The organism is Viridibacillus sp. FSL H8-0110 (assembly GCF_038003565.1).
In the GTDB taxonomy this organism is placed as follows: domain Bacteria; phylum Bacillota; class Bacilli; order Bacillales_A; family Planococcaceae; genus Viridibacillus; species Viridibacillus arenosi.
On the sequence record NZ_JBBOPJ010000001.1, the window covers coordinates 3,657,296 to 3,681,352 of the forward strand.

The 24,057-nt window shown below is 37.1% G+C and carries 17 protein-coding genes and 1 riboswitch; of the genes, 2 read left to right on the plus strand and 15 right to left on the minus strand.

The features are described 5' to 3' along the window. Window position 1: 1 nt before the first annotated feature. The 4 genes from addA to MHH98_RS18355 form a co-directional block, all read right to left on the minus strand. On the minus strand, window positions 2-3,724 hold the full coding sequence (gene addA, locus MHH98_RS18340; protein WP_340713345.1) for a helicase-exonuclease AddAB subunit AddA: 3,723 nt from the start codon (window positions 3,722-3,724) through the stop codon (window positions 2-4). Beyond that, complete coding sequence (gene addB / locus MHH98_RS18345; RefSeq protein ID WP_340713347.1) at window positions 3,681-7,217, minus strand: helicase-exonuclease AddAB subunit AddB; 3,537 nt, start codon at window positions 7,215-7,217, stop codon at window positions 3,681-3,683. Before addB ends, addA begins: the two co-directional genes overlap by 44 nt. Window positions 7,218-7,347: 130 nt before the next feature. After that, entirely contained in the window at window positions 7,348-7,968 is a 621-nt protein-coding gene (locus tag MHH98_RS18350) for a TVP38/TMEM64 family protein (protein WP_038179659.1), read from the minus strand. Between the two features lie 69 nt (window positions 7,969-8,037). After that, entirely contained in the window at window positions 8,038-8,592 is a 555-nt protein-coding gene (locus MHH98_RS18355; RefSeq protein WP_038179661.1) for a helix-turn-helix domain-containing protein, read from the minus strand. A gap of 70 nt (window positions 8,593-8,662) precedes the next feature. On the opposite strand from MHH98_RS18355, the gene MHH98_RS18360 reads away from it, so the two are divergent. Together MHH98_RS18360 and MHH98_RS18365 are read left to right on the plus strand one after the other, a co-directional pair. Next, window positions 8,663-9,370, plus strand: a complete 708-nt coding sequence (locus tag MHH98_RS18360; RefSeq protein WP_038179662.1) for an AzlC family ABC transporter permease — start codon at window positions 8,663-8,665, stop codon at window positions 9,368-9,370. Next, window positions 9,370-9,678, plus strand: coding sequence for an AzlD domain-containing protein (locus MHH98_RS18365; RefSeq protein ID WP_038179663.1), 309 nt, complete (start codon window positions 9,370-9,372; stop codon window positions 9,676-9,678). Before MHH98_RS18360 ends, MHH98_RS18365 begins: the two co-directional genes overlap by 1 nt. A gap of 83 nt (window positions 9,679-9,761) precedes the next feature. Further along, window positions 9,762-9,869, plus strand: a riboswitch (SAM riboswitch). Window positions 9,870-10,211: 342 nt separating this feature from the next. On the opposite strand, the gene MHH98_RS18370 is transcribed toward MHH98_RS18365, so the two are convergent. The 11 genes from MHH98_RS18370 to uvrB all read right to left on the minus strand — a co-directional run bounded on the left by MHH98_RS18370 (window position 10,212) and on the right by uvrB (window position 24,051). After that, window positions 10,212-10,442 carry a CsbA family protein gene (locus tag MHH98_RS18370; protein WP_210402623.1) on the minus strand — a complete coding sequence of 77 codons (231 nt, stop codon included), beginning with the start codon at window positions 10,440-10,442 and terminating at the stop codon, window positions 10,212-10,214. Between the two features lie 19 nt (window positions 10,443-10,461). Further along, window positions 10,462-11,631, minus strand: a complete 1,170-nt coding sequence (locus MHH98_RS18375; RefSeq protein WP_340713349.1) for a PDZ domain-containing protein — start codon at window positions 11,629-11,631, stop codon at window positions 10,462-10,464. 223 nt (window positions 11,632-11,854) lie between these two features. Then, window positions 11,855-13,285: a S41 family peptidase gene (locus MHH98_RS18380; RefSeq protein ID WP_038179666.1), complete on the minus strand. Its 1,431-nt coding sequence runs from the start codon at window positions 13,283-13,285 to the stop codon at window positions 11,855-11,857. Window positions 13,286-13,364: 79 nt separating this feature from the next. Continuing rightward, on the minus strand, window positions 13,365-13,940 hold the full coding sequence (locus tag MHH98_RS18385; RefSeq protein ID WP_038179667.1) for a peroxiredoxin family protein: 576 nt from the start codon (window positions 13,938-13,940) through the stop codon (window positions 13,365-13,367). After that, window positions 13,937-14,593, minus strand: coding sequence for a hypothetical protein (locus MHH98_RS18390; RefSeq protein ID WP_340713352.1), 657 nt, complete (start codon window positions 14,591-14,593; stop codon window positions 13,937-13,939). Before MHH98_RS18390 ends, MHH98_RS18385 begins: the two co-directional genes overlap by 4 nt. Window positions 14,594-14,795: 202 nt before the next feature. Continuing rightward, window positions 14,796-16,091 (minus strand): murein hydrolase activator EnvC family protein, encoded by a 1,296-nt coding sequence (locus tag MHH98_RS18395; RefSeq protein ID WP_076065639.1) that lies wholly within the window; start codon window positions 16,089-16,091, stop codon window positions 14,796-14,798. A gap of 40 nt (window positions 16,092-16,131) precedes the next feature. Beyond that, window positions 16,132-17,016 carry a permease-like cell division protein FtsX gene (gene ftsX / locus MHH98_RS18400; RefSeq protein WP_038179673.1) on the minus strand — a complete coding sequence of 295 codons (885 nt, stop codon included), beginning with the start codon at window positions 17,014-17,016 and terminating at the stop codon, window positions 16,132-16,134. Beyond that, a complete protein-coding gene (ftsE, locus tag MHH98_RS18405) occupies window positions 17,006-17,692 on the minus strand; it encodes a cell division ATP-binding protein FtsE (RefSeq protein WP_038179675.1) in 687 nt (228 codons plus the stop codon). Before ftsE ends, ftsX begins: the two co-directional genes overlap by 11 nt. 213 nt (window positions 17,693-17,905) lie before the next feature. Beyond that, entirely contained in the window at window positions 17,906-19,117 is a 1,212-nt protein-coding gene (locus MHH98_RS18410) for a DUF4097 family beta strand repeat-containing protein (RefSeq protein WP_340713354.1), read from the minus strand. 78 nt (window positions 19,118-19,195) lie between these two features. Continuing rightward, window positions 19,196-22,063, minus strand: coding sequence for an excinuclease ABC subunit UvrA (gene uvrA / locus MHH98_RS18415; RefSeq protein WP_038179866.1), 2,868 nt, complete (start codon window positions 22,061-22,063; stop codon window positions 19,196-19,198). A gap of 5 nt (window positions 22,064-22,068) precedes the next feature. Further along, window positions 22,069-24,051, minus strand: a complete 1,983-nt coding sequence (gene uvrB, locus MHH98_RS18420) for an excinuclease ABC subunit UvrB (protein ID WP_038179679.1) — start codon at window positions 24,049-24,051, stop codon at window positions 22,069-22,071. Window positions 24,052-24,057: the final 6 nt, after the last annotated feature.

Here is a 24,057-nt window from a genome sequence, read left to right on the forward strand (position 1 = left end):
CCTATAATTCAATTGAGCGCTGTGCGTCAAATGCATATATTAATTTTTCTGCAACTTTGATTTTCAATGTCTCTTCTAACGCCTTTTTATAAAGTGTCAACTGTACGTCGTATCGTTCTTTCATTTCCTTTTGTAAGCCTTCAGTTGTTTTCATCGTTTCTTTAATTCGGTCTGTTTTATAGTCAAGTAGAATCCAGTCGCCATCTAATTCTTTAAATAGGCAATCGACAATCCCTTGTACGATTTGTGAATCTCCGTCCTCATCAGTAATACTAAAGGTAAATGGCGTTTCTCGATAAAGTTCCACTGCATTCATAAAGCGCTGACCCGCAGGTGTTGCAAAGAAACCTACAATTTCAGGTGCATGTACAGCTGCCCCCTCTTCCTTCGTCAAAAGTTGACGGTCAACAAGCCTTTGCACAAAAACCTCAACCTCTTCAATTGAATGCAAGCCTTGCTGCGGTATATGTTGCATTACCGTATGCATAGCTGTTCCAATTTCTGCTGCTGTTAACGAACGTTGTTGTAAAAAGCTAGGTCTTTTTGCCACTTGCTGTTGTTTTTTAGGTGCATTCCAAAAAAGTTCAGGTTGCTCGGATTGTTCTAAATTTTGCAGACGTTTTAGTTCACTAACAGATGTTTTAGATCGTTTTGCTATCGCTCTATCGTACGCATATGCTGTATCAAAACGCTTTTTGATAGTCGTTAATAACCCCTCATCAACAATAGTAGTTTTTTGGGTATCCTCGACAACCTCTTCTTTTATTTCCGTCACTTCTAAAGGTGCTTTAAAATGCTCCGCTCCTATTACTTGAACTTTCCATCTTGATAACTCATTAGTGACTAACTGAGTTTCATCATTTAGACATCGGTCATAGTCTGGGTGTCTAGCTAAAGCTGGACCAATCCAATCTAAATAACTTTTTGCTAAAGCACGAATATGATCAGGTAGCATTTCACCTACAGGTAATAGTTTAGCATCTTCCCAAACAGCCTTTGTCTTATCCCAGTTTTTCACAGTACCTACTAGATAAAGGTGCTCTTTTGCACGTGTCATCGCAACATAAAGAACGCGCATCTCTTCTGCCTTCAACTCAAGTTTCTTTTTCTCCTGCATCGCAAGGAATGGTAGAGAGGTATATTGAATACGTTTCTCAGGATCAATCATTTTCACCGCCAAACCAAATTGTTGGTCAAATAAATACGGTAAATTGAAATCCATTTTATTGAACTCTCGACCTAATCCTGCTACAAAAACATAAGGGAACTCTAAGCCTTTAGATGAGTGTATTGTCATTAAACGTACAACATTTTCCGTTTCACTAATAGCGCGTGCAGTTCCTAAATCATCTCCACGTAATCGCATACGATCTACGAATCTCAAAAATCGGAAAAGCCCTCGGAACGACGTTTTTTCATACGATAACGCACGATCATGAAGTGCACGTAAATTCGCTTGGCGCTGTTTGCCGTTAGGCATTGCACCAACCATTTCATAATAATTTGTATCAATATATACTCTCCAAATTAAGTCTGCTAGCGAACCCCTACGAGCTAAATCACGCCAATCTTCATAATGCAGTAAGAAACGTTGTAGCTTTTCAGCAGTACTCGATTTTAGACCAGTACCTTCGATGCGTACAAATTGTTTCAACGCATCATAAAAAGGTGCTTTCGGGTCAGCTAAACGGATTTTGGCTAGCTCATTTTCCGTTAATCCAACAAATGGCGCTCTTAGGACAGATGCTAAAGGAATATCTTGATACGGGTTATCAATAATTCTCAATGTATTTATCATTATCATTACTTCAAGAGCTTCAAAATATCCTTTAGACAACTCTGCATATAACGGAATACCTGCTAGCTTAAACTCTTCTGCTAAATCACCTGACCAAGTCATCGAGCGCATTAATATAACAATATCACGATATTCCAAAGGTCGTTCAGTGCCTTTTTTTGTATCATAAACCATTTGTCCAGAATCCATTAATTGCTTTATTTTCTCAATTATATAGCGTGCCTCTTGCTGAGATTTTTTTAATTCCTCCTCAGCTTGTAGCTCAGAGCTAACACCCGCTTCACCATCATCAGATTCCTTAGACTCTTCCTCTTCAGTTTGATCTGTATATAAAACTGTCAATTCAATAGGGGCATCTTTTTCATTATAAGGAGCTTGTGGCTTTAATTCTGCAGCTTCGTCGTAATTGATTTCACCGACTTCTTCGCCCATGATCTGTGAGAAAATATAGTTAGTACCGTGTAATACTTCCTGACGACTTCTGAAGTTTGCATTTAAGTCAATTTTCATACCTGTATTTGTTGGTTCTTCCTCAAACGCCAAATATTTGTTTAAAAAAAGTGTCGGCTCTGCCAATCTGAAACGGTAAATAGATTGTTTCACATCACCAACCATAAACATATTGCCATTCGCTTCCCCACCATTTTTCACTAGCTGCAAAATGGTTTCTTGAAGCCTATTAGTATCTTGATATTCATCAACAAGTACTTCATTGAACTTTTCTCGATAGCTAAGTGCTACAGCTGATGGAACAAGCTCACCGTCTATTTCATCCGTTAGAATTTGCAAAGCAAAGTGTTCTAAGTCGGAGAAATCTACAAGACCTTTTTCATTTTTTGCAGCGGCATATTTTTCACTGAAACTTGCAGCAATTTTCACTAGTGTTAAGAGTATTGGTTTCATTAAACGAATCTCTTCTAGCAATCGTTCTGGTCTTCTTGTGAAATATTGTTTTTTAGCGGCATCAAATAGTTCCTTTGCTTGCTTACGTTTGTTTTGAGCTAAAGCTTTTAATTCTAAATCACAATCCATCTTCTTCGTAGAAATTCTCGCCCAGCTAACAGTATGAAAATATTCATATGCCTCTTCCCAAGAACGTTCATGTAAAAATGCACGAGCTTCAGTTAATAAAATAAAATCCTTCTCAGCTGTTTCACCATAAGCTGATGGTCCGTTTGGTTCTAGGCTTAGCTCTCGCATATCTTTAATAAGCGCATAGGCAGCTTCAATAGCATGACTAACCGAACGCTTAATTATTTTACTAATTGGCAACTCATCAATTGATGTGATAGCTTCAAGGTCATATTGATCCGGTAGTGATTCTAGCCATTTCATCGGCTCTGGATTAACACGTGACATATCGTATAATTTTTCAATTAATGTCTCAATTGCTTGGTCATCACGGTCAGATGTAAAACTGTCAACTAATCGATAAACATCATCAACTTGATCGCTGTTATAAGCCTCTTCTAGCACTTCAGCTAACGTATCATCTTTTAAAAGTGCAGCTTCTGTATCGTTTGCAATTCGGAAGCCTGGATCAATGTCTAATAGATACGCATATTGTCGAACAATATTTAAACAAAATGAATGTAATGTAGAAATTTGTGCTTTATTTAACAAACTTAATTGTCTTCTGAGGTGCTTTGATTCTGGCTGATTGGTAATAGCTTTTTCTAGCGCTTCTGCCATACGATGACGCATTTCAGCTGCAGATGCATTCGTAAACGTTACGACTAACAGCTCATCAACATCGATTGGATTATCCGATGAGATAACCTTTTCAATCATACGATTGATCAATACGGCCGTTTTCCCTGAGCCCGCTGCTGCTGAAACTAAAGTATCTTGTCCAGTAGTCCAAATTGCTTTCCACTGCTCATCAGTCCAAGTCGCTGTCGCCGGCTTCACAGGAATTTCCTTCATCTGCTTTAGTCTCCTTTCGAATTTGCTCAATAACATCTTCTTTCTTACCGATTGGTTGTAAATATCGATAATGTTGATTTGCATCTGTTGTATCAAACTGACATACGCTTTTAAATGAGCAATACTCGCAAGCTGTACGTGTTTTCATACGGTATGGACTTATATCAGTATGACCTGCTAAAATGCCCTCACCAGCCTGTTGATGCTTGTGACGCACAAAATTCCGCAGATGCCCCATATCTTGAGTCGAGATAACAGAAGACATTTTCGGAGAAACAGTACCATCCTTCTTACCCACATAAACTGGTACTATTTGTGAATGGCCGCCTTCTTCTAGCGCCTCATCCATATCAATCAAAGTCTCTCGATCATCTAATAAAAGGCCCTTCATCTTGAATTCTTTTAATCGTTCCAGCTCCGCCTGTTGGCCATCCAAATTATCATGTGGCTTTAACATCGGATTGTGGACATGTATATATAACACACCACCAGCTTCTGAATGTAACGGCAACCATGCCTCTGAATTCTCAACAGCCACATCTAAATAGGTTAACATTTGTAAAGATAGACCATAATACACATCATTTAAATCTAGTTTTTTCGAAGAAGATTTATAATCTACAACGCGAATATACGGCTTATCATTGATTGTAGTTGCATCTACTCGGTCAATTCGACCACGCATTTGCATTTTCTTACCGCCATCTAATTTGATCATTAATGGTGGTAAGGGTTCCCCCGGTCCAAATGCAGCTTCTAGAGCAATCGGTTTGAAATTTGATACACGTGCATGTTGACTTAAAGAAAGCATCGTTCTTTGTACGATCAATGTCAGTTTTCGTTGAATATAACGATAACGGGATGTACTCATTAAAATTTGGTGATACAACAGTGGAGAAATCTTATCCACTGCTCGTTTTGCTAAATCAGCACATTGCTCTGGCGTCAACTGACCCCATTTAATATTCTTCTCATGTGTTTCCTCAGAAATCCATTTTAACGCTGCATGGAATAAGTCTCCGATCGTCGGTGTTTCAAGTCGATATTCAGCACGCTCCTCAAGACGTAAACCATAAGTAGAAAAATGGGAAAACGGACAACCATAAAACTTCTCAATACGTGAAACACTTGAGGTAAGAGTTGAGCCATACAAGGCATCGGTGATATCAGGTGTAAGTTGCTCTGCTTTATTCAGCACTGTTAATGGACGCATTAAACGCTCTAGAATATCCGACCAATAAGGATCCTCTTCATAATACGCCTGTAACGCACGCCATTCAGGTGTTAGCCCCTTTCCATGCTCAGCTTGTCTCAGTTGCATCATTAAATAGGCTAAAGATGTATTAGGGTGATTAATATAAGGGAGATCCGAGAGCTCTGATAAAGCTTCAGTTGGATCTATTAACGCTTTTGTAAATGGTGCATTAGGAATAAGTTGCTGTAACTTCTTCACATATAGGGATGGTAATAATGCTTTACTTTCTTCATCTGCAATGGCATAACTAACAACGAGTTTTTCAGAAGCCATGGTTAAGGCACGATAGGTGATGAATGATTCTTCTAACAATCGCGTTTTAGATGTTGGTGCCAGTTCCATTCCAAGTTGCATAAACCATTCACGTTCTGCATCAGAAAGTAATCCTTCATGGTCCATCCTTTGTGGATATACCCCTTCATTCATACCGATTACAAAAACAGCTTTCATATTCGTTAAACGAGACAAATCTGCTGTTGCAATGGTTACTTGGTCTAATGACGGTGGGATACGTGAAAATTCTAATGTATCAAACCCTTCCTCTAAAGTGTGAAGTGCTTCTTCTAGTGTCATTTCTTGTTCTCCAAACATCATAACGAACTGATCAAGTACATCTACCCATTGATTCCAAGCTTGTTCATGTTCACTTGCGGCTAACAGTTGGCCTTTGTCTATTTCTTTATCTTTTAAATCTTGTAGTTTTTCATAAACTTCGAGATTTTCAATAAAATTAAACAGAGCTGTTGCGAAATCACGTCCCGTTTTACAGCTAGTTAATTGATTTTCTAATTCTTTTAAAGGTTCTCTTACTTTACTACGCGCTGCTTCAATTTCTTGTTGGAAGGCGCGCTCTTCATCTGTTTGATTTTTTGTTAAAAATTCCAGTCCACGATATTTTTTATATAGCCAACGATTCTCATCAAACCAGCGTTCACTATAGATTCCTTGCGCGATAACAAAGTTTTCCAAACGGTCTGCGCGCTCCCGCCAAACTTGTAAATCCGCATCTACTGGGAAAAACAAATCCGTTTTTACTGCACGGAAAATAGGCTCGTACTTCCAATCAGATTGAATAACCTCCAGAGCCGAACGACTTAGTTCAATTAATGGATGGTGAAGCATGGGCTTTTTCTGACTCACGAAAACAGGAATATCGTATTGAGGGAAAATTGTCGCAAACAGTGGATCATATACATCAGCCTGACGATATAAAATAGCAATCTCACGATAACGAATTGCGTCATTTTGCATAAATTCTCTAATTTTTCTCGCAATAGCATGTACTTCTGCACGGCGATTAACTGCTTCAATAATCTCAAAATCCTCGGAAGAGTTACACATTGCTTCATCTTGTAAATGAAATTTTTCTTCGATACATTTCAAATCATTGTTTTGAAAACGAAATGTTGTTTGACAATGTACAGTTGGTTCTACTTCAATACCTTCTTCAAATGCTAATTCTTTTAAGCGTACACTTGTACGAGCAGATTGATAAAATAGTGCTTGTTCATCGTCTGCATCAGCATCTGACTCCATAGGTAAAACAACCGTTACTCGACGTGCTACTTTTAATAATTCTTGCACTAGTTCAAATTCTCGTGTTGTGAACGCTGTAAATCCATCAATATAAATATCTGCAGATTGAATAATTTCCGAATCCTTTAGCTGTGCTGTTAGCAAGGGGAAATAACCTTCACTATCAATATATGTAGTACCTAATCGCTCTTCTAAAGCTGACAATAATAACTGAAGATCATGTGCCTTATCGCGCAATGTTTGTGGTGCATTCATACCTTCAAAATCTGATAGAAGCAGTTCTAATGTTTTGCTATCTAAACTATAGCGATTAAATTCCTTTAATAAAGTTTCCATCTCATCCGTAAAACCACGTTTTCCAGCAGCTTGACGGAACAATGAAAACTGTTCTTTATTATCCTCTAATAAACGTTTGATAAGCATTCGATAGCCGAAACCGTTAATCTCTTGTCGGCTAATACCACCAGTTTCTTGCAGGACGCGCCACGCTAAACGCTTAAATGTTGTAACTTGCGCTCGAATAAGTCCTGATACACCGTATCGATGTGTTAAATCATATTCAGAAGAAAATGACATTTGGTCAGGGACAAGTAAGAAAATTGGTGCCCCTATCGACTGTTCCTTTACAATATCAACTATTTCATGATGAATAAGCGTCGATTTTCCAGAGCCTGACCTTCCGGAAACGATACGCAGTGACATTCTAACTCCCCCTCTTTTAATCAAGATAAAATTCCAATCGCTTTACTATTTATGCTCAAAAATATGTAGACCTGAACAAAAGAACGTTTGTTCCTATTTTATATTATAAATAGAACAGTGGCAAATTACTTCACTTTTTATTCGTTCGGGAAGCTCTTCTCATATCTTCTTCTACTTTTGCATTTAAATGTCCTTCAGCCATTTTTCCACCCCACCACATAACCCCTATCAATATAACGATTATACCAGTACGGATAGGATCTGTTATTAGCGCTTTTAAATCTGAGCCAATCCAGCTAATAACGAAAATCATAACAAGTTTTGAAGCCATTATTGTAAATAAATAATGATGGCGCTTTAAATTGGATAAGCCCGCGACAATATTAACGAGCGCTGAAGGTGTAAAAGGAAAACATAGCAAAATAAATAACGGAGTAAACCCTTTCAGTTCAACCCAATGAATTAATTTTTTCACCGTAGCACGATTTGTTACGTAGTTCAATAATCGACTTTGCCCATATTTTCTTACGATCAAAAATACACAATATGATCCTAACACCGCTCCGCTCCAAGAAAGTAGAAAACCAATCCATAACCCATATGCACTGGCATTTGCAACGACAAATGCTGCTAGTGGAAGGAATGGTAAGAAAGATTCAATAAGTGGCAGTAATATACCTAGAAGTGTGCCAAATAATCTATATTCTTTTGCTAATTCATGAAAATTTTCTAACGTTAACCAGTCAGGCATATGTTTCTCCCTCTCTAACAAATAGCGTCTTGTAGGTATCCCAATTGAGGGATGAGCACTACTTAAAAGTTACTGTTTATATTGTAATATAAAGTGCAGGACAGTCATTTCATCTGCTGTATTCGTATATTGATGGATTTGATGTCCTTTAAATACGAGCGTATCACCGACATTTAAGGTTTCACTCATATCACCAGCTTCGACAACTACTTGTCCTTTTATAGCCGTTATGGTTTCTTCTACCCCATCAGTATGTGCATCACTCTTATGACTACATCCCGGATCCATTTCTACTTTAAAGAGTTCCCATCCCCGTTCAGGGTCATAAGGAATAATAGAATACACGCGATATTTTCCTTCGTTCTCCGTGACAAATGGCATTTCTGCACTATTTATTTTTAAAAATTGCTCCTTCGGCTGTTGTAATAATGTTGAAAATGAAATGCGTAAACCGGCGGCAATTTTCCAAATCGTCGACACAGTAGGATTGGATTCTCCTTTTTCCATTTGTGCTAACTGACCTTTACTTACATCAGTTAATTTAGCCATATCATCTAAGCTCAGCAAACGTTGATGACGGATTTTCTTCAATTGTTTTCCTAAATTACGGCTTATTTCTTCCATAAATTTCACCTCTTGTATATTTTATCATACAGTTGTATACTTTATTAAACATTTCAATGGAGGACCAAACATGAAAAAACTTAGCTTCTCAGCTGGTATGAAGGCAGGTTCTAGTATTGCGATCGGCTACTTCCCAATTGCACTGACATTTGGTTTGCTCGCAAAAACAACTGGTCTGTCAATGATTGAAGCAACGGCTATGAGTATACTCGTTTACGCTGGGGCTTCACAGTATATAGCATTAAATTTATTGACAACAGGGACAGATCCTTTACTGATTGTTCTTAATACTTTTGTCGTAAATATCCGTCACTTTTTAATGACGGCATCACTAAATGAAAAGATGCAATCCGAAACAAAATGGAAAAAATCCATCTATGCTTTTTGGGTAACTGATGAATCATTTTCTGTACTTGCAACACGAAAAGAAGAAAAGCTACCTACTTCATTTGGTGTCGGTGTAATGCTCGTTGCATATGGGAGCTGGGTTGTTTTCACAGCAGTTGGTCACTTAATAGGTGCAAATTTACCAGCCTTTTTGCAAGTCGCCATGGGGATTGCTCTATATGCTATGTTTGTCGGCCTTTTAGTTCCTTCTATGAAGGGTAATCGTAAAGTAGTTATGCTCGCTTTACTAGCTGCAGTTATTAACTGCTTTTTCTACTGGACACAAATTTTATCAACTGGCTGGGCATTATTAGTTGCTGCTCTTGTTTCTTCAATAACAGTTGAAATCGTTTATGCAAATCGTGCAAAACGTAAAGGAGGTTTTGTGTAATGGGTTCTTGGTACTGGTGGATGCTTATTGGTATGGCACTTGTGACGTATATTCCACGCGCAATTCCGTTAACATTTTTAGAGGGAAAAGAATTACCCCCTATTATTTCAGGTGTTTTACAAAATATCCCTTATGCAATTTTAGGTGCAATGATTTTCCCAGCAATACTACTGATTAAAGAGGGCGATATTTTATTCGGCTTAGTTGGAACTGTAACTGCTTTTGTCATCGCATTTGCAGGTGCTAATGTGATCATCGTTGTAATTGGTGCTATTGCCATTTTATCAATTTACAGTTTTTTCTTTTAGTTTTTTCTAAATTATTTGACTTTTCGTTCAATGCAGTATATAGTAATATATAATTCTTACAACAATTACATAGTAATATCACTTTCTTATCCAGAGAGACTGAGGGACAGGCCCTATGAAGTCTCGGCAACAGATTCGCGTATGAACACTGTGCCAATTCCTACAAGCATCATTTGCTTGAAAGATGAGAACGAGATGGTTCGTATATATTTGAGAGCCTATTGTTTTCTTTCTGGTAAAGGAGCAATAGGCTCTTTTCGTTCAATAAAGAAGGTTGATGATCTCAATTGTTTGCTAAGAAACTCTCATTTGAGTATCGCCCATTTGCGAGAAAATCTATTCATTCACTCCCATTCGAGTATAGTCATTTAATTTAGTTGTTACCCATTTGTATTAACTATTCTTTCCGCTCTCATTCGAGCAATATATTTATTAATACTACTCATTCGTAGCTCACATTCCATTCAGGTCATTTCCTGGCAAAGCAAAAGCCCGATTGTCTCATTCGACAAATCGGGCTTTCTTTTTTATTCTTATTGTTCTTTTTTGCGATTCATCATGCGCGTGGCATACCAAAAGCCAACTGTCAATGAAAATGCATCAATGACATATAAAAAAGTTGTATGTGTAAAACCAGCATAAACTGAAGCTGCAATAAGCGCTACAGATAACGCTAAAGCTACATAATGACTGAATGTGATACGTGTAAATAATACGACGAGTAATCCTGGAATGAACAGCGCTAAAATTACTTTAGTAACCATAGAATCTATTTTTTCTCCTTTATCTTACGACGAGTAGACCGATTTTGTAATGATCATGTCGATGAATAACATGTTGTCGCAAGCGAACTTCGCCTTCATGATTTAATACTTCAATACGACAGTGCGCAGCATTTATTTGCAACGCTTCGTATAACTCTTCTTCTTTCTGCACTTCAAGACCATTCACCTTACGTATACATTCGCCCACCTGTAATCCCATCGCTTGTGCAGGAGATCCTGGTAAGACAGCGGCAATAACTACACCAGAATCTCGCGGAGTTACCGCATAGCCTGCATTTCGCTCGGTCCAAGCATATATAACCGAAATTAATACACGCCCACCTACAGCGATACAAACAGCGATAAAGCCAAGAACAGTTACCTTGTATGCAATGCCTGCTCCTATTAGCACAATTATAGCTAATGAGATAATAGTTCTCCCCATTCGAGGATAAAAGTGAACGGGCAATGTTTTACGTGTGCGCTGCTGAAATCCAATTACAACTGGTACTAATATAATTGAAAACGTAGAATCGAACATCGTAAATTGTGGCCAATATGGTATATATTCTTGTATTAAACCACCAGGAATAACGAAGAAGATTGGTAACAACCATAACCTTTTCACTAAATATGTAGTGGCTGGCATTCCACGCTCAGACTTTTCTAATCTTGGTGAAGCAAAATTCTTTGCGTGCTTGTAGATGAGTATACCTTCAGCTAATAAGAGTAAACCGATAAACGCTGGTATAACTACATATAAACCTAAGTCCATCGATTCTCCAGAAAACGTCCATCCTAAAAAATCAAAAGACTTGTCATTCGCAGATAAATACCAAATAACACCGAAAGCTATAGCGAAGGGATAAACCGCTGAAGCTGTATAATAATAAAAAGTTAAAATACAAATGATACTAGCGCAACTGAATAACACTAAATATTCAAATGGTACAACTAATCCAATTGCAATGCTTACTATCGATATGCCAAGTGCTAATAGCCATCCATCTTTTAACAAGAAAAGCGTTTCTGTCCAGCCCCAGCGTATCCTTGTGTTAAATGATTTACGCTCTGTAATTACTCGTCGATAGCCTAGTAATATGGCAAAAATAATGGCAATGTATAGAATTGGATTTAAAAAGAAACGGCCAATGCCTTTTACAAGCTCTACTATTATATCTAAGTACATTTTCCGTATCACCTTCCGTAGTGTATCTAGTAGTTTGTCTATTTTTTAATTGTATCAAACGAATGTTTGAAAACGTAGTGGTATTTGGATTATATTTCATAATTAGAGCCTATTCTGGGTGAAATATAAGAAAAAAGCTTGTAAAGGTGGGCCATTTCTAAAAATTATAAGGCTCAAGCTTTTTTATTAACTTCTTTTTACAAATAAATTGCTTTTAAATTCATCATTTTAAATTTTTCAGCATATACCCGATAGCCATTTGTAATTGATGGTCATTTTCATTGCTACCTTTATATTCTACCATTTCTTTATGTAATGCTGAAAAGAATGATTCATTAATAATAGGTTCTTGTGCTAATTTCTTTGTCTTTCTATATAACAGAACTGCTTCGGCTGTTTGGCGATCAAAATAACCATCTGTTCGTTCTAATTTATAGTCCATTTTCGATAATACTTCTTGTACATATCTTACTTGCTCATTAAAATCTCCTTCTTGGAAGCTACCTGTTAGTGGTGGCAATTCCATATGATATAAATCATCTTGCTCTACATGCAATGTTGCTTCTATTCCTTTACCATGAATCCATTCTTTATCTGGTGTTAGCCATTTATGCGTTGATAACTTTAATTCACCACCATTTAATAATGGCCACGTTTCTTGTACTGTACCTTTTCCAAAACTCTTTACACCTGCGATAGTAGCTCGCTCTAATTCTTTTAATGCCCCACTTAAAACTTCACTTGCAGAAGCACTTCCTTCATCTTGAAGTAATACAATCGGCACCTTTTTTAATTGTGCATCAAAATTTAATTTCGCTCTCTTTTCATCAGTTAAAAGCGGTTCAAGCTCACCCTTTGCATTTTGCATAAAAGCATATGTAGAGCTTGGTTTTACAACACTTGCTATCACTTGCTCAACGCTGCGTAAATAACCACCTGGATTACTACGCACATCAATAATAAGACCTGAGATTTTTTGTTTCATTAAAGAAGACGTATGCTTTTGCCATTCTTCTGCAGTTTTTTCACCAAATAATGAAATGGACACATATCCGATTAGATTATCATCGGCTTGTAAAATTTCACTATGCACCGTTTCCATGGAAATAGCTGCTCTTTTCATTGAAACTTCAATGTGTCTGTCTTCTGAAGGTCTGAAAATAGTCATTTTTACTGTTGTGCCCTCTTCTCCTTGAATAAGAGCCAAGAGCTGAGCCATAGATTTACCTTCTAGTCGTTCTTTATTTACTTGTACAATTTCATCATAAGGTTTCAGCCCTGCTTTTTCAGCTGGAGATGCCTTAACAGGTGAAACAATAATAAACCGGCCATCACTTGCTGTTATTTCTGCCCCGATACCAACACGAGAATCAGATAACGACTCTTTATGCATTCTAGCTTCTTCCTTTGTGTAATAAGTGCTATATGGGTCTCCCAGTGAACTCGCCATTCCTTTAATTGCCCCTTCAACTAGCTGTTCCTCTGAAGTCTCATGCACTGACTCTTTTCTAATTAAATTAAAAGCCTCATCAATTTTTTCTAACTTACTCACTTTTGCACTTGAAGGTTCGGCCCCCTGCATTTTTGATACTGCATACATTCCTGTAGCACCTAGCAATACTATAAAAAAAAGAAAAATCCAACTCTTCCGCATCATGTCTACCCCTTTCTATCCATTCAGTTTATGAATGATTTCATAGGATTAACACTATCAAAAAGTGGATTTTTCTTTATTAATTTAACGCTTTAACACTTTCCCGCATACTATCCTGATCGACAGGGCCAATTACCTTCTTCTGGATAATTCCTTTCGTATCAAGGAAATAAGTCGTTGGAATCGTGTAAATTTCATATGCTCTCATTTGTTCGCCTTCAGTATCTAATAATACTGGGAAAGTCATTTCATATGTTTTAACAAATTTTTCCACATACTTAATTGTTTCTTTTTGACTTGTTAAGTTGACTGCCACGATTTCAAAATTATCTTCTTTTGCAAATTTCTCGTAATACTTTTGCATATGAGGAATTTCTGCCTTACAAGGTGGACACCAAGATGCCCAGAAATTTAATATAACCTTTTTCCCTTGAAAATCCGATAGCTTTACTTTTTTTCCTTCCAATGTTTCTAATTCAAAATCTGGTGCCAACTCACCAATTGCTAAGCCACTTTTAACACCTAATTTGTCCTCTACAATGGTTGCTCTCGTATCTACTTTTTGCTCTTCAGCAACTTTCGTTTTCACAAAATTAGTGACCGCAATTCCAATCATCGCTGCAATTATTAGCAACGCAAATATTTTTTTCTTCATGAGGAAGCCTCCATCTGTTTACGACTTTTATCTTTTAAGAAATGGACAAGTAACACAAACAAACTAAATATGAAAGTTGCCATTAATGTTTTTTGCCAAAAACCATCTGGCTGTAATAATGCGATCATTATATGTGATAAGCTAAATAAAATGATGAGTTGCTTACGCCAAATATCCTGATTGAGACCATTTTTTATCGCTATGAGTAACCAAATGATAAAGGCTACAACCGTCAGCCACCTTTGCCATGCGAGACCATCATTTTGCATGGCCATTGCAATTTGATACACGCTTTGCGTTAAAATAAATGCCATTGTTAATGTACGTAATTGAGAAGCTGCAAATACATTCTTTTTCAATTGACGGAATATAGAAATACAAGTTGCAACTATCGCTATGTAAAAGCCCATCGTGCCACCGTTAAAGAATAGTATAATTAAAGGCTGTTTTATCACCAACGACAAATCTGTGAAAATGACACTAAATTTCCAAATTAAAATAAAAAATATAGCATGATCCGCATATACACTTGCTTCTTTTTTGCCATAACGCCACCATAGAATAATTCCTACCAAAGTAAACGCGATAAGAACTGAAACCCACGATGTCGGTAATGTCACTCCGCGTATAGTATACCATTCTGTTACTGACAAAGTTCACACCTACTCCCATTATATACCCTACACCGTATGTTAATGGCTGTCATACTAGAATACAAGATTTTTGTTTTGCTAATTGATGACTGGACTGGTTTTTACAGTATTAAGCTCTATTTAAAATCGTTTTATCCCTAAAAGAAAAGTCGCCTGTAGTCGGTGAATTTACCGATTTCCAGACGACTTTTATTTAACCTGATTAGAATGAAATATAACGACGTGGGTCAACTGCCCCTACTTTTTGTCCTTGCCAAGCTGTTGTATGAAGTTCGAAGTGTAAGTGACTTCCGAATGCACGACCCGTTTGTCCCATATAACCGATTACTTCACCTTTAGAAACAGATTGTCCAGCTTTTGCTTTATAACCACTTAAGTGAGCATACACAGTTGTAAAAGTTTTCCCCTCAATCGAGTGAGTGATCATGATTACATTACCGTATGTAGATAAAGGACTTGCGCGGAAGACTACTCCATCAGCTGCTGCTACGATTGGCGTACCCACACTATTTGCAATATCGATACCATAATCAATTTCTGGACCTGAACCTATATCACGCCAGCCGAAATTAGATGTAACTGTACCAGTTGTCGGTCTTGTCCATGTACCACTTGAAACTGTTGGAATATTATCTGATTCGCCAACATTGCCAACATTTGATACATGTGCTGATTTAGCACTCGCTTTCGCCGCAGCTTCTTTACGTGCTCGTTCAGCTAGACGCGCTTGCTCATTTTGAATTTCTTTCTGAACTTTTTTACTTACTTTAATCGCTTCAGAATACTCTTTCTGAAGTGATTTCTTTTGAGATTTCAGTTTTGATTGCTCACGCTCTAAAGCATCTATTAACTTATTTTTACTTGATTTTTGTGAATCCAAAGATTTCTTAAGGTCTTCTAATCGATCACGATTGTCAATTTGTTTTTGACGTTTTTCTTCAAGTTTCTTCTGTTGCTCTTCTAAGCTTTTTTTATCATCTGCTTGTTCTTGCAAAATTTTACGATCTGCATCTAATAAAGTGTTAACTGCAGAAAAACGGTCAATTAAATCTACAAAACTACTAGCACCAAATAGAACGTCAACATAATTAATTGAACCGCCACCTTCTTGAATGGCACGCGCGCGTTCTTGCAATAATGCATCACGTTCAGCAATTTTCGTTTCTAATTCTTTGATAGAAGTTTGTAAATCTTCAATTTCACTAGTTGTTTGAGCAATTGTTGATTTTACAATACTAATCTTCTCATCCGTTTTGATAATCTTGTTATCAAGCTTTTGGATTTGTTTATTGATTTTCTCTTGCTTTGATTTGTTGTACTTAATCTTACTTGATTTTTCATTTATGTTGGAATTAAGTTTCGATTTCTTTTGATCTAATTCTTGCTGTTTAGACTTTAAATCATTTAGTGATTCAGCATTCGCTATTGGTTGAACAACCAATGATAAAGATACTGTTGCTGTAACGACATATAAAATATTTTTAAACTGCTTTTTCAACTAATAACCCCCTCTGTTTCTATTAATATATCTGGATGACTTATACTTTTAAGAATTTACGTACGGACATGAAACTTCCCCAAACACCGATAAATACACCCATTATCAAAATTAATAAATCTACTTGGATAATAAATGGCGTTACATCTAATAGCTGGAACATTTCACCTTGTAATTTTGGTTGCAATACACTATGTAATTTCACATATGAAATTGTTACAACCGTCATTGGAATGATAGAACCTAGTAGGCCTAACCACATACCTTCAAGAATAAACGGAATACGTACGAACCAGTTTGTTGCCCCTACTAATTTCATAATCTCTATTTCTTTTCTTCTTGCTACAATTGTAATTTTAATTGTATTTGAGATTAGGAACATTGCTGTAAATAGCAACGCTACGATTAAACCAATACCTACGTTTCGACTAATATTTAAAAAGTTAAATAACTTTTCAATCTTACCTTTACCGTATAATACCTCATATGTATTATCGAGCTTGTCTATCTCATTGGCTACTGTAGCCGTTTTCTGCGGGTCACTAGCCTTTACATAGATGACGTTGCGTAACGGATTACTTTGTTTAAATAAGCTTAAATCTTCTCCAAAGTCTTTCACAAGATGATTAAGTTCTTCTTCTTTTGTTGAATACTTAAGAGAATCTACACCTGAAAACTCTTTAATTTGTTTCTGTAAAGCATCCTCAGCTTTTTGATCCGCTTCTAAATCAATAAGTACTTTAATTTCGACATCATTTTCTAGATCTGTAGCAATTTTATTCAAGTTCATCATTATCATGATAAATACGCCAACTATTAATAGTGTGACCGTTACTGCTGAGACAGAAGCTACTGTCATCCAGCTATTACGACCTATCGATTTTATACTTTCACGGAAATGGCGACTTATAGTTCTAGATTTCATAGCCGTAACTACCTCCATTTTCATCACGAACAATCAATCCGCCCTCAATAGCGATAACACGACGTCTTATTGTATTAACAATTTCTTTGTTATGTGTTGCCATAATAATTGTTGTTCCACGTGCATTTATTTCCTCAAAAAGATTCATAATATCCCAAGATGTCTCAGGATCCAAGTTTCCAGTAGGCTCATCAGCAATGACAACTTTCGGCACGTTCACAATCGATCGCGCAATTGACACACGTTGTTGCTCTCCACCAGATAATTCATTCGGAAACATTCGAGCTTTATGTTTTAATCCAACTAAATCTAAAACTTCCATGACACGTTTACGTATCGTAGCCGGTTGTTCTTCAATTACTTCCAAAGCAAATGCAACATTTTCATAGACATTTAGCATCGGTAACAATTTAAAATCTTGGAACACCACGCCAATTTGTCGACGGAGATAAGGTATTTCTTTGTTTTTTAATGTCGTCAAATTCATACCGTTTACGATAACATCCCCAGATGTAGCTCGTTCTTCTCGATACATCATTTTGATAAATGTCGACTTTCCAGCACCACTAGGTCCTACAATATAAGCAAATTCGCCTTGATTAAACTTAATACTTAATCCATTCGCTGCTACTATTCCATTCGGATATTTCTTGTAAACATTCTTCATTTCGATCATTTTTTTACCACCTATTTTCTATAAACCCTACTCTATTATAATAGCTATTATATCATTGAATAGCCTGTCTACTATTACAATTTCATTTCATTTAAATTGAATTTCCAATTCTAGCTTGTTACAAAAAAAATTTGCTGTAATAGCGAATTAATCATAAATATGTATTAAAAAAGCGAAGGAGATAAAATCTCCTTCGCTAAAAATTATTTTATATTACAGATTATATCGAACAACGACAGATCCTGTTTTAGTTTCACCATCAATCGTTAATGTTGAAACATCCGGTAACTTTTTAGAGAAGCGCACCGATTTTTGTAAAAATTGCTCATGCTCATTGCGATATTGAACATCTGACAATTGAACATCCATTTTACCTAGATTAGAAGAAACTTCTCCCTCTAGTGACAATGTACTTGGAATATAAAGTTCCACAGCACCTGCAACGGTTTGTGCTTTCATTCTTGTCGCATCAATTGCACGAGTAGTCACAACAACATGGCCACTGATAGATTTCGCTTCAATATCTCGAATTGCACCGTCAATATACACTTGGCCATTTAACGTCTCGGCTTCAAGGTCTTCTCCTGCAACACCCTTCACTTTAATAGCACCGTTAGCAGTTTCTAGCTCTGCACTCTTAAATGCGAATCTTTCACAATCGATCAGACCATTTTTTGTTTTAACCTTCAGTTTACTGACATCCAAATCAGTTAATACAAAACTACCATTAAATAAGTTCGCTGAAATTGCTTCGTATTGTCTAATCGGTACATATAGGACGATATCAACACGCATCGATTTCAAATCACTAATAATGCGTAGTTTCCCTTGATCGTTCGTGAAGATAAATTTATTGAGAAATTCCTTCTGTATATCTTCACCCGACCGAACAATTGAAGGACGCACTCGACATTCTGCATATACAGTTGCATCAACAGAAGGTTTAATTTGCAATTGACCATTCGGAATATCTACACTAATATGTGAAAAGTCCGCATTATCTAGATCAAAACGCTGTTCGAATGCGTTTTTTTCACCAAATGAAAAGTCAAAATCAATGTCTTTGACTTTTGAGACAGCCGTATTCATGAAGTCCATAAACTTTGCACTAAATTGCGAGAAATCTTGTTTAATTTCTTCAAAGAATTCTTGCTCTGAAGTAGATTTTTGTTTAGATGACTGTTGTTTTGGTTCTTCTTTTTTCTCAAAGAAGTCATCATAATTTGTTTGTTTCTGTTCTCTTTCAGGTTGTGATTGCTCTACTTGTTGATTCATTTCAGTTTGGCTGGAATTTGTAAAATTCGCTCCAGTTGATGTATTAGTAGCTGTTTTATTTTCCAATGCTTCTAGTAGTAATATTGCCTCTTGTGCTGTAATGGTGCCATTTTCAAGCAATGTTAAAATGCGTTTACGCTCACTTTGCATTTTTCGGCCTCCTTCTACTTATTACTATTATTTACGAAATTTCATGGAAAAAGTTTCATATACCTAGAATATTTGTCTCTACTTATTTGTAGCTGTTGTCAATACTTTATCCATACGTGCTCGATCGCGTTCTATAATTGGCTTCAAATAATGTCCTGTGTAAGATTCTTTCACTTTAATTACCTCTTCAGGTGTTCCAGTTGCAATAATCATACCGCCTTTATCGCCACCTTCTGGACCTAAATCAATTATATGATCAGCTGTTTTAATAACATCCAGATTATGTTCAATTACCAACACAGTATCACCACTTTCAACTAGACGTTGTAATACTATCAATAATCGTGCAATATCTTCTGCATGCAAACCTGTAGTCGGTTCGTCTAATATATAAATGGACTTACCATTTGAGCGTTTATGCAACTCAGACGCTAATTTTACACGCTGTGCTTCCCCACCTGATAATGTTGTAGCAGGCTGGCCAAGTTCCATATAGCCTAAACCGACATCTACAATTGTTTGTAACTTACGTGAAATTTTAGGTATGTTTGTGAAAAATGCCACTGCGTCTTCAACGGTCATTTTCAAAACATCGGCGATACTCTTGTCTTTATATTTTACTTCTAATGTTTCACGATTATAACGCTTACCATGGCATACTTCGCACGGTACATAAACATCAGGTAAGAAATGCATTTCAATTTTAATAATTCCGTCACCACGACAAGCTTCACAGCGTCCGCCTTTGACATTAAAGCTAAAGCGACCCTTTTTATAGCCACGCACTTTCGCCTCATTCGTTGTTGCAAATACATCACGAATGTCATCAAAGACACCTGTATATGTCGCAGGATTTGAACGCGGTGTACGACCTATTGGTGATTGGTCGATATCAATTACCTTCTCAAGCTGTTCGATACCTGTAATTTCTTTCACTTCACCTGGCTTCACCTTAGAGCGGTTCAGTTTTTGTGCTAGCGATTTATAGAGAATTTCATTAATTAGCGTACTTTTCCCTGATCCTGAAACTCCAGTTACAGCAATAAATAAACCAAGTGGAATATCCGCCTTAACATTTTTTAAATTATTTTCTTTAGCGCCTTTTATCGTAATGAAACGTCCGTCTGGCTTACGACGTTCAATTGGAAGTGGAATGAACTTTTTGCCACTTAAATATTGCCCAGTTAATGAATGTTTATCTTTCATAACTTGAGCAGGTGTTCCAGCAGCTACGATTTCTCCACCATGTACACCAGCTCCTGGACCAACATCAATTAAATAATCAGCCGCAAGCATCGTGTCTTCATCATGCTCTACGACAATCAATGTGTTACCAATATCACGCATGTTTTTTAGTGTATCAATCAAACGGTCATTGTCTCTTTGATGCAATCCAATAGATGGCTCATCAAGAATATACAAAACACCTGTTAAGCGCGATCCAATTTGAGTTGCTAAGCGAATACGCTGCGCTTCCCCACCAGATAATGTTCCTGCAGCTCGGCTTAATGTTAAATAATCGAGCCCAACGTTAACGAGGAAACCTAAACGTTCTAGTATTTCACGTAAAATCAGGCGGGCAATTTGCATATCCTTCTCAGAAAGTGAAAGTGTCGAGAAGAAAACGTATGCATCCTTAATAGAATACTCCGTCACTTCTCCAATATGTTTGCTATCAACTTTAACCGCCAATGTCTCAGGTTTTAAGCGGTATCCTTTACATGATGGGCAATGTTGCTGTGCCATGTACTTTTCCATTTGCTCACGGATATAATCAGAAGTTGTTTCACGAAAGCGTCTTTCAATATTACGTAGGACACCTTCAAAAATAATATCTTGATCCCGAACATTACCAAAGTCATTCTCATAATGGAAGTGGATTTTTTCCGTGCCAGAACCGTTTAAAATTTTATCCATCTTATCTTTCGGTATTTCTTCAACTGGTATATCCATATCGATGTCAAAATGGTCACAAACTGCTTTTAACAGTTGAGGATAATATTGTGAACTTGTTGGTTCCCAAGGTGCTAGCGCATTATCATTTAATGAACGACTCCAATCAGGTATTACAAGCGTAGGATCTACTTCTAATTTTGTTCCTAACCCATCACATTTTGTACATGCACCAAAAGGACTGTTGAACGAGAACATTCTTGGTTCCAATTCGCCAATTGAAAAGCCACAGATTGGACAAGCGTGATGCTCACTGAATAGAAGCTCCTCATGCTCCATAACATCAACCATTACACGACCTTCTGCCAATCTAAGTGCTGTTTCAAGAGAATCACTTAAACGAGCTTCCACGCCTTCTTTTAAAACAACACGGTCAATGACTACTTCAATACTATGCTTTTTATTTTTGTCTAATTCAATATTATCATCTAAATCACGTAATTCTCCGTCGACACGAACTCGAACATACCCTTGTTTTTTCAAGTCTTCAAGAAGTTTCACATGTGTCCCTTTACGCCCTGAAACCATTGGAGCCAACAATTGCATTTTCGTACGTTCAGGAAATTGCACAAGACGATCCACCATTTGCTCTACAGTTTGTGACGTAATTTCTATGCCATGATTTGGGCAAATCGGTTTGCCGACACGTGCATACAATAAGCGCAAATAGTCATATATTTCTGTGACTGTTCCAACCGTTGAACGTGGATTGCGACTTGTTGTTTTTTGGTCAATAGAAATAGCTGGTGAGAGACCTTCGATTGCATCAACATCTGGTTTGTCCATTTGCCCTAGAAATTGGCGAGCATATGCAGATAAGGACTCCACATAACGTCTTTGACCTTCTGCATAGATTGTATCGAATGCGAGAGAGGATTTTCCAGAACCCGATAAGCCAGTTATAACAACGAGCTTATCTCGCGGGATTTTAACATCTACGTTTTTCAAATTATTTGCACGTGCACCTTGAACGATAATTTCTTGATTTTTCAATTTTTTCATCCTTCCGCTTTCAGTTCCAGGATTGTATCACGAAGCTCTGCAGCACGTTCGAAGTCGAGCGCTTTTGCGGCATCCTTCATTTCTTTTTCTAATGAAAGTAAAAGTGTTTCTCTTTCTTGCTTTGTTAGCTTTTTACCCTTCATTACTTTTGTTACGTATGTTTCTTGTTCTTCGGCTGCCTGTGTTGCCCGAATTACATCGCGAATTTCTTTCTGAATGGTTCTTGGCGTAATGCCATGCTCCTCATTGTAGTCAGCTTGAATTGTACGACGGCGATTTGTTTCGTCGATTGCTTTTGTCATCGAATCCGTCATACGATCGGCATACATAATAACGTGACCGTTCGAATTACGTGCTGCACGTCCAATTGTTTGGATGAGCGAACGCTCTGAACGTAGGAAGCCTTCCTTATCTGCATCCAGTATGGCAACTAAAGATACTTCTGGGATATCAATACCTTCACGAAGTAAGTTAATTCCGATTAATACGTCGTATATTCCCATACGCAATTCACGAATGATTTCAATTCGCTCTAACGTTTTAACTTCTGAGTGTAAGTACTGTACTTTAATCCCTATTTCTTTTAAATAATCCGTTAAATCTTCTGACATTTTTTTCGTTAATGTTGTAATTAATACACGCTCATTTTTTTCAGTCCGTAAATTAATTTCATGGATTAAATCATCGATCTGACCTTCAATTGGTCGTACTTCGATCTCAGGATCAAGAAGACCAGTTGGACGAATAATTTGCTCTACCATATCAGGTGTATGTTCCAATTCATAAGGTCCTGGTGTAGCAGAAACAAAAATTGCGTTATGAACATGTTTCTCAAATTCTTCAAATTTTAACGGTCTATTATCAAGTGCTGATGGTAAGCGGAATCCATGATCAACTAAAACACCTTTGCGCGCTTGGTCACCGTTATACATTCCTCGGATTTGTGGTAATGTAACATGACTTTCATCCACTACTAGCAAAAAATCCTCTGGGAAGTAATCTAATAATGTGTATGGTGTTGCACCTGCTGGTCTTAGTGTTAAATGGCGAGAATAGTTTTCTACTCCTGAACAGAAGCCCATTTCGCTCATCATTTCTAAATCATAATTTGTTCTTTGTTCTAAGCGTTGAGCTTCGAGTAACTTATCTTCCTCTCGAAGTTTCTCAAGTTGTTCCTTCAATTCATCTTTAATATTCTCAATGGCTTTGACCATTTTTTCTTCTCGCGTAACAAAGTGGGATGCAGGGAAGATAGCGACATGCTCTCGTTCGCCAAGAATTTCTCCTGTTAACGCATCAACTTCACGAATACGCTCTACTTCATCACCGAAAAATTCTACACGCAAGCATCTCTCGTCCCTAGATATTGGAAAAATTTCAACAACATCACCGCGTACTCGAAATGTTCCGCGTGTGAAATTAATATCATTACGTTCATACTGAATATCTACAAGTTTACGTAACAATTGATTCCTTTCGATTTCCATCCCTGTTCGGATAGACAACACCATTTCTCGGTATTCTTCTGGTGAACCGAGACCGTAAATACAAGAAACAGATGCGATGACGATAACATCTTCTCTTTCAAATAATGAAGATGTTGCTGAATGTCGCAACTTATCAATTTCATCATTAATACTAGAGTCCTTCTCGATATATGTATCGGTTTGTGGTACATAAGCTTCTGGCTGATAGTAGTCATAATAGCTGACGAAATATTCTACTGCATTATTTGGAAAAAATTCTTTGAATTCACTATATAATTGACCCGCGAGTGTCTTATTATGAGCAATCACAAGGGTCGGCTTTTTGACTTCCTTTATAACATTGGAAATTGTAAATGTTTTACCTGTACCCGTTGCTCCTAGTAAGGTTTGGTGTTGTTTACCTTGACGGATACCTTCTACAAGCTCTGCTATTGCTGCTGGCTGATCGCCATTTGGCTTGTATGGTGAATGTAAATCAAATGCCTGAACCATAGCCAC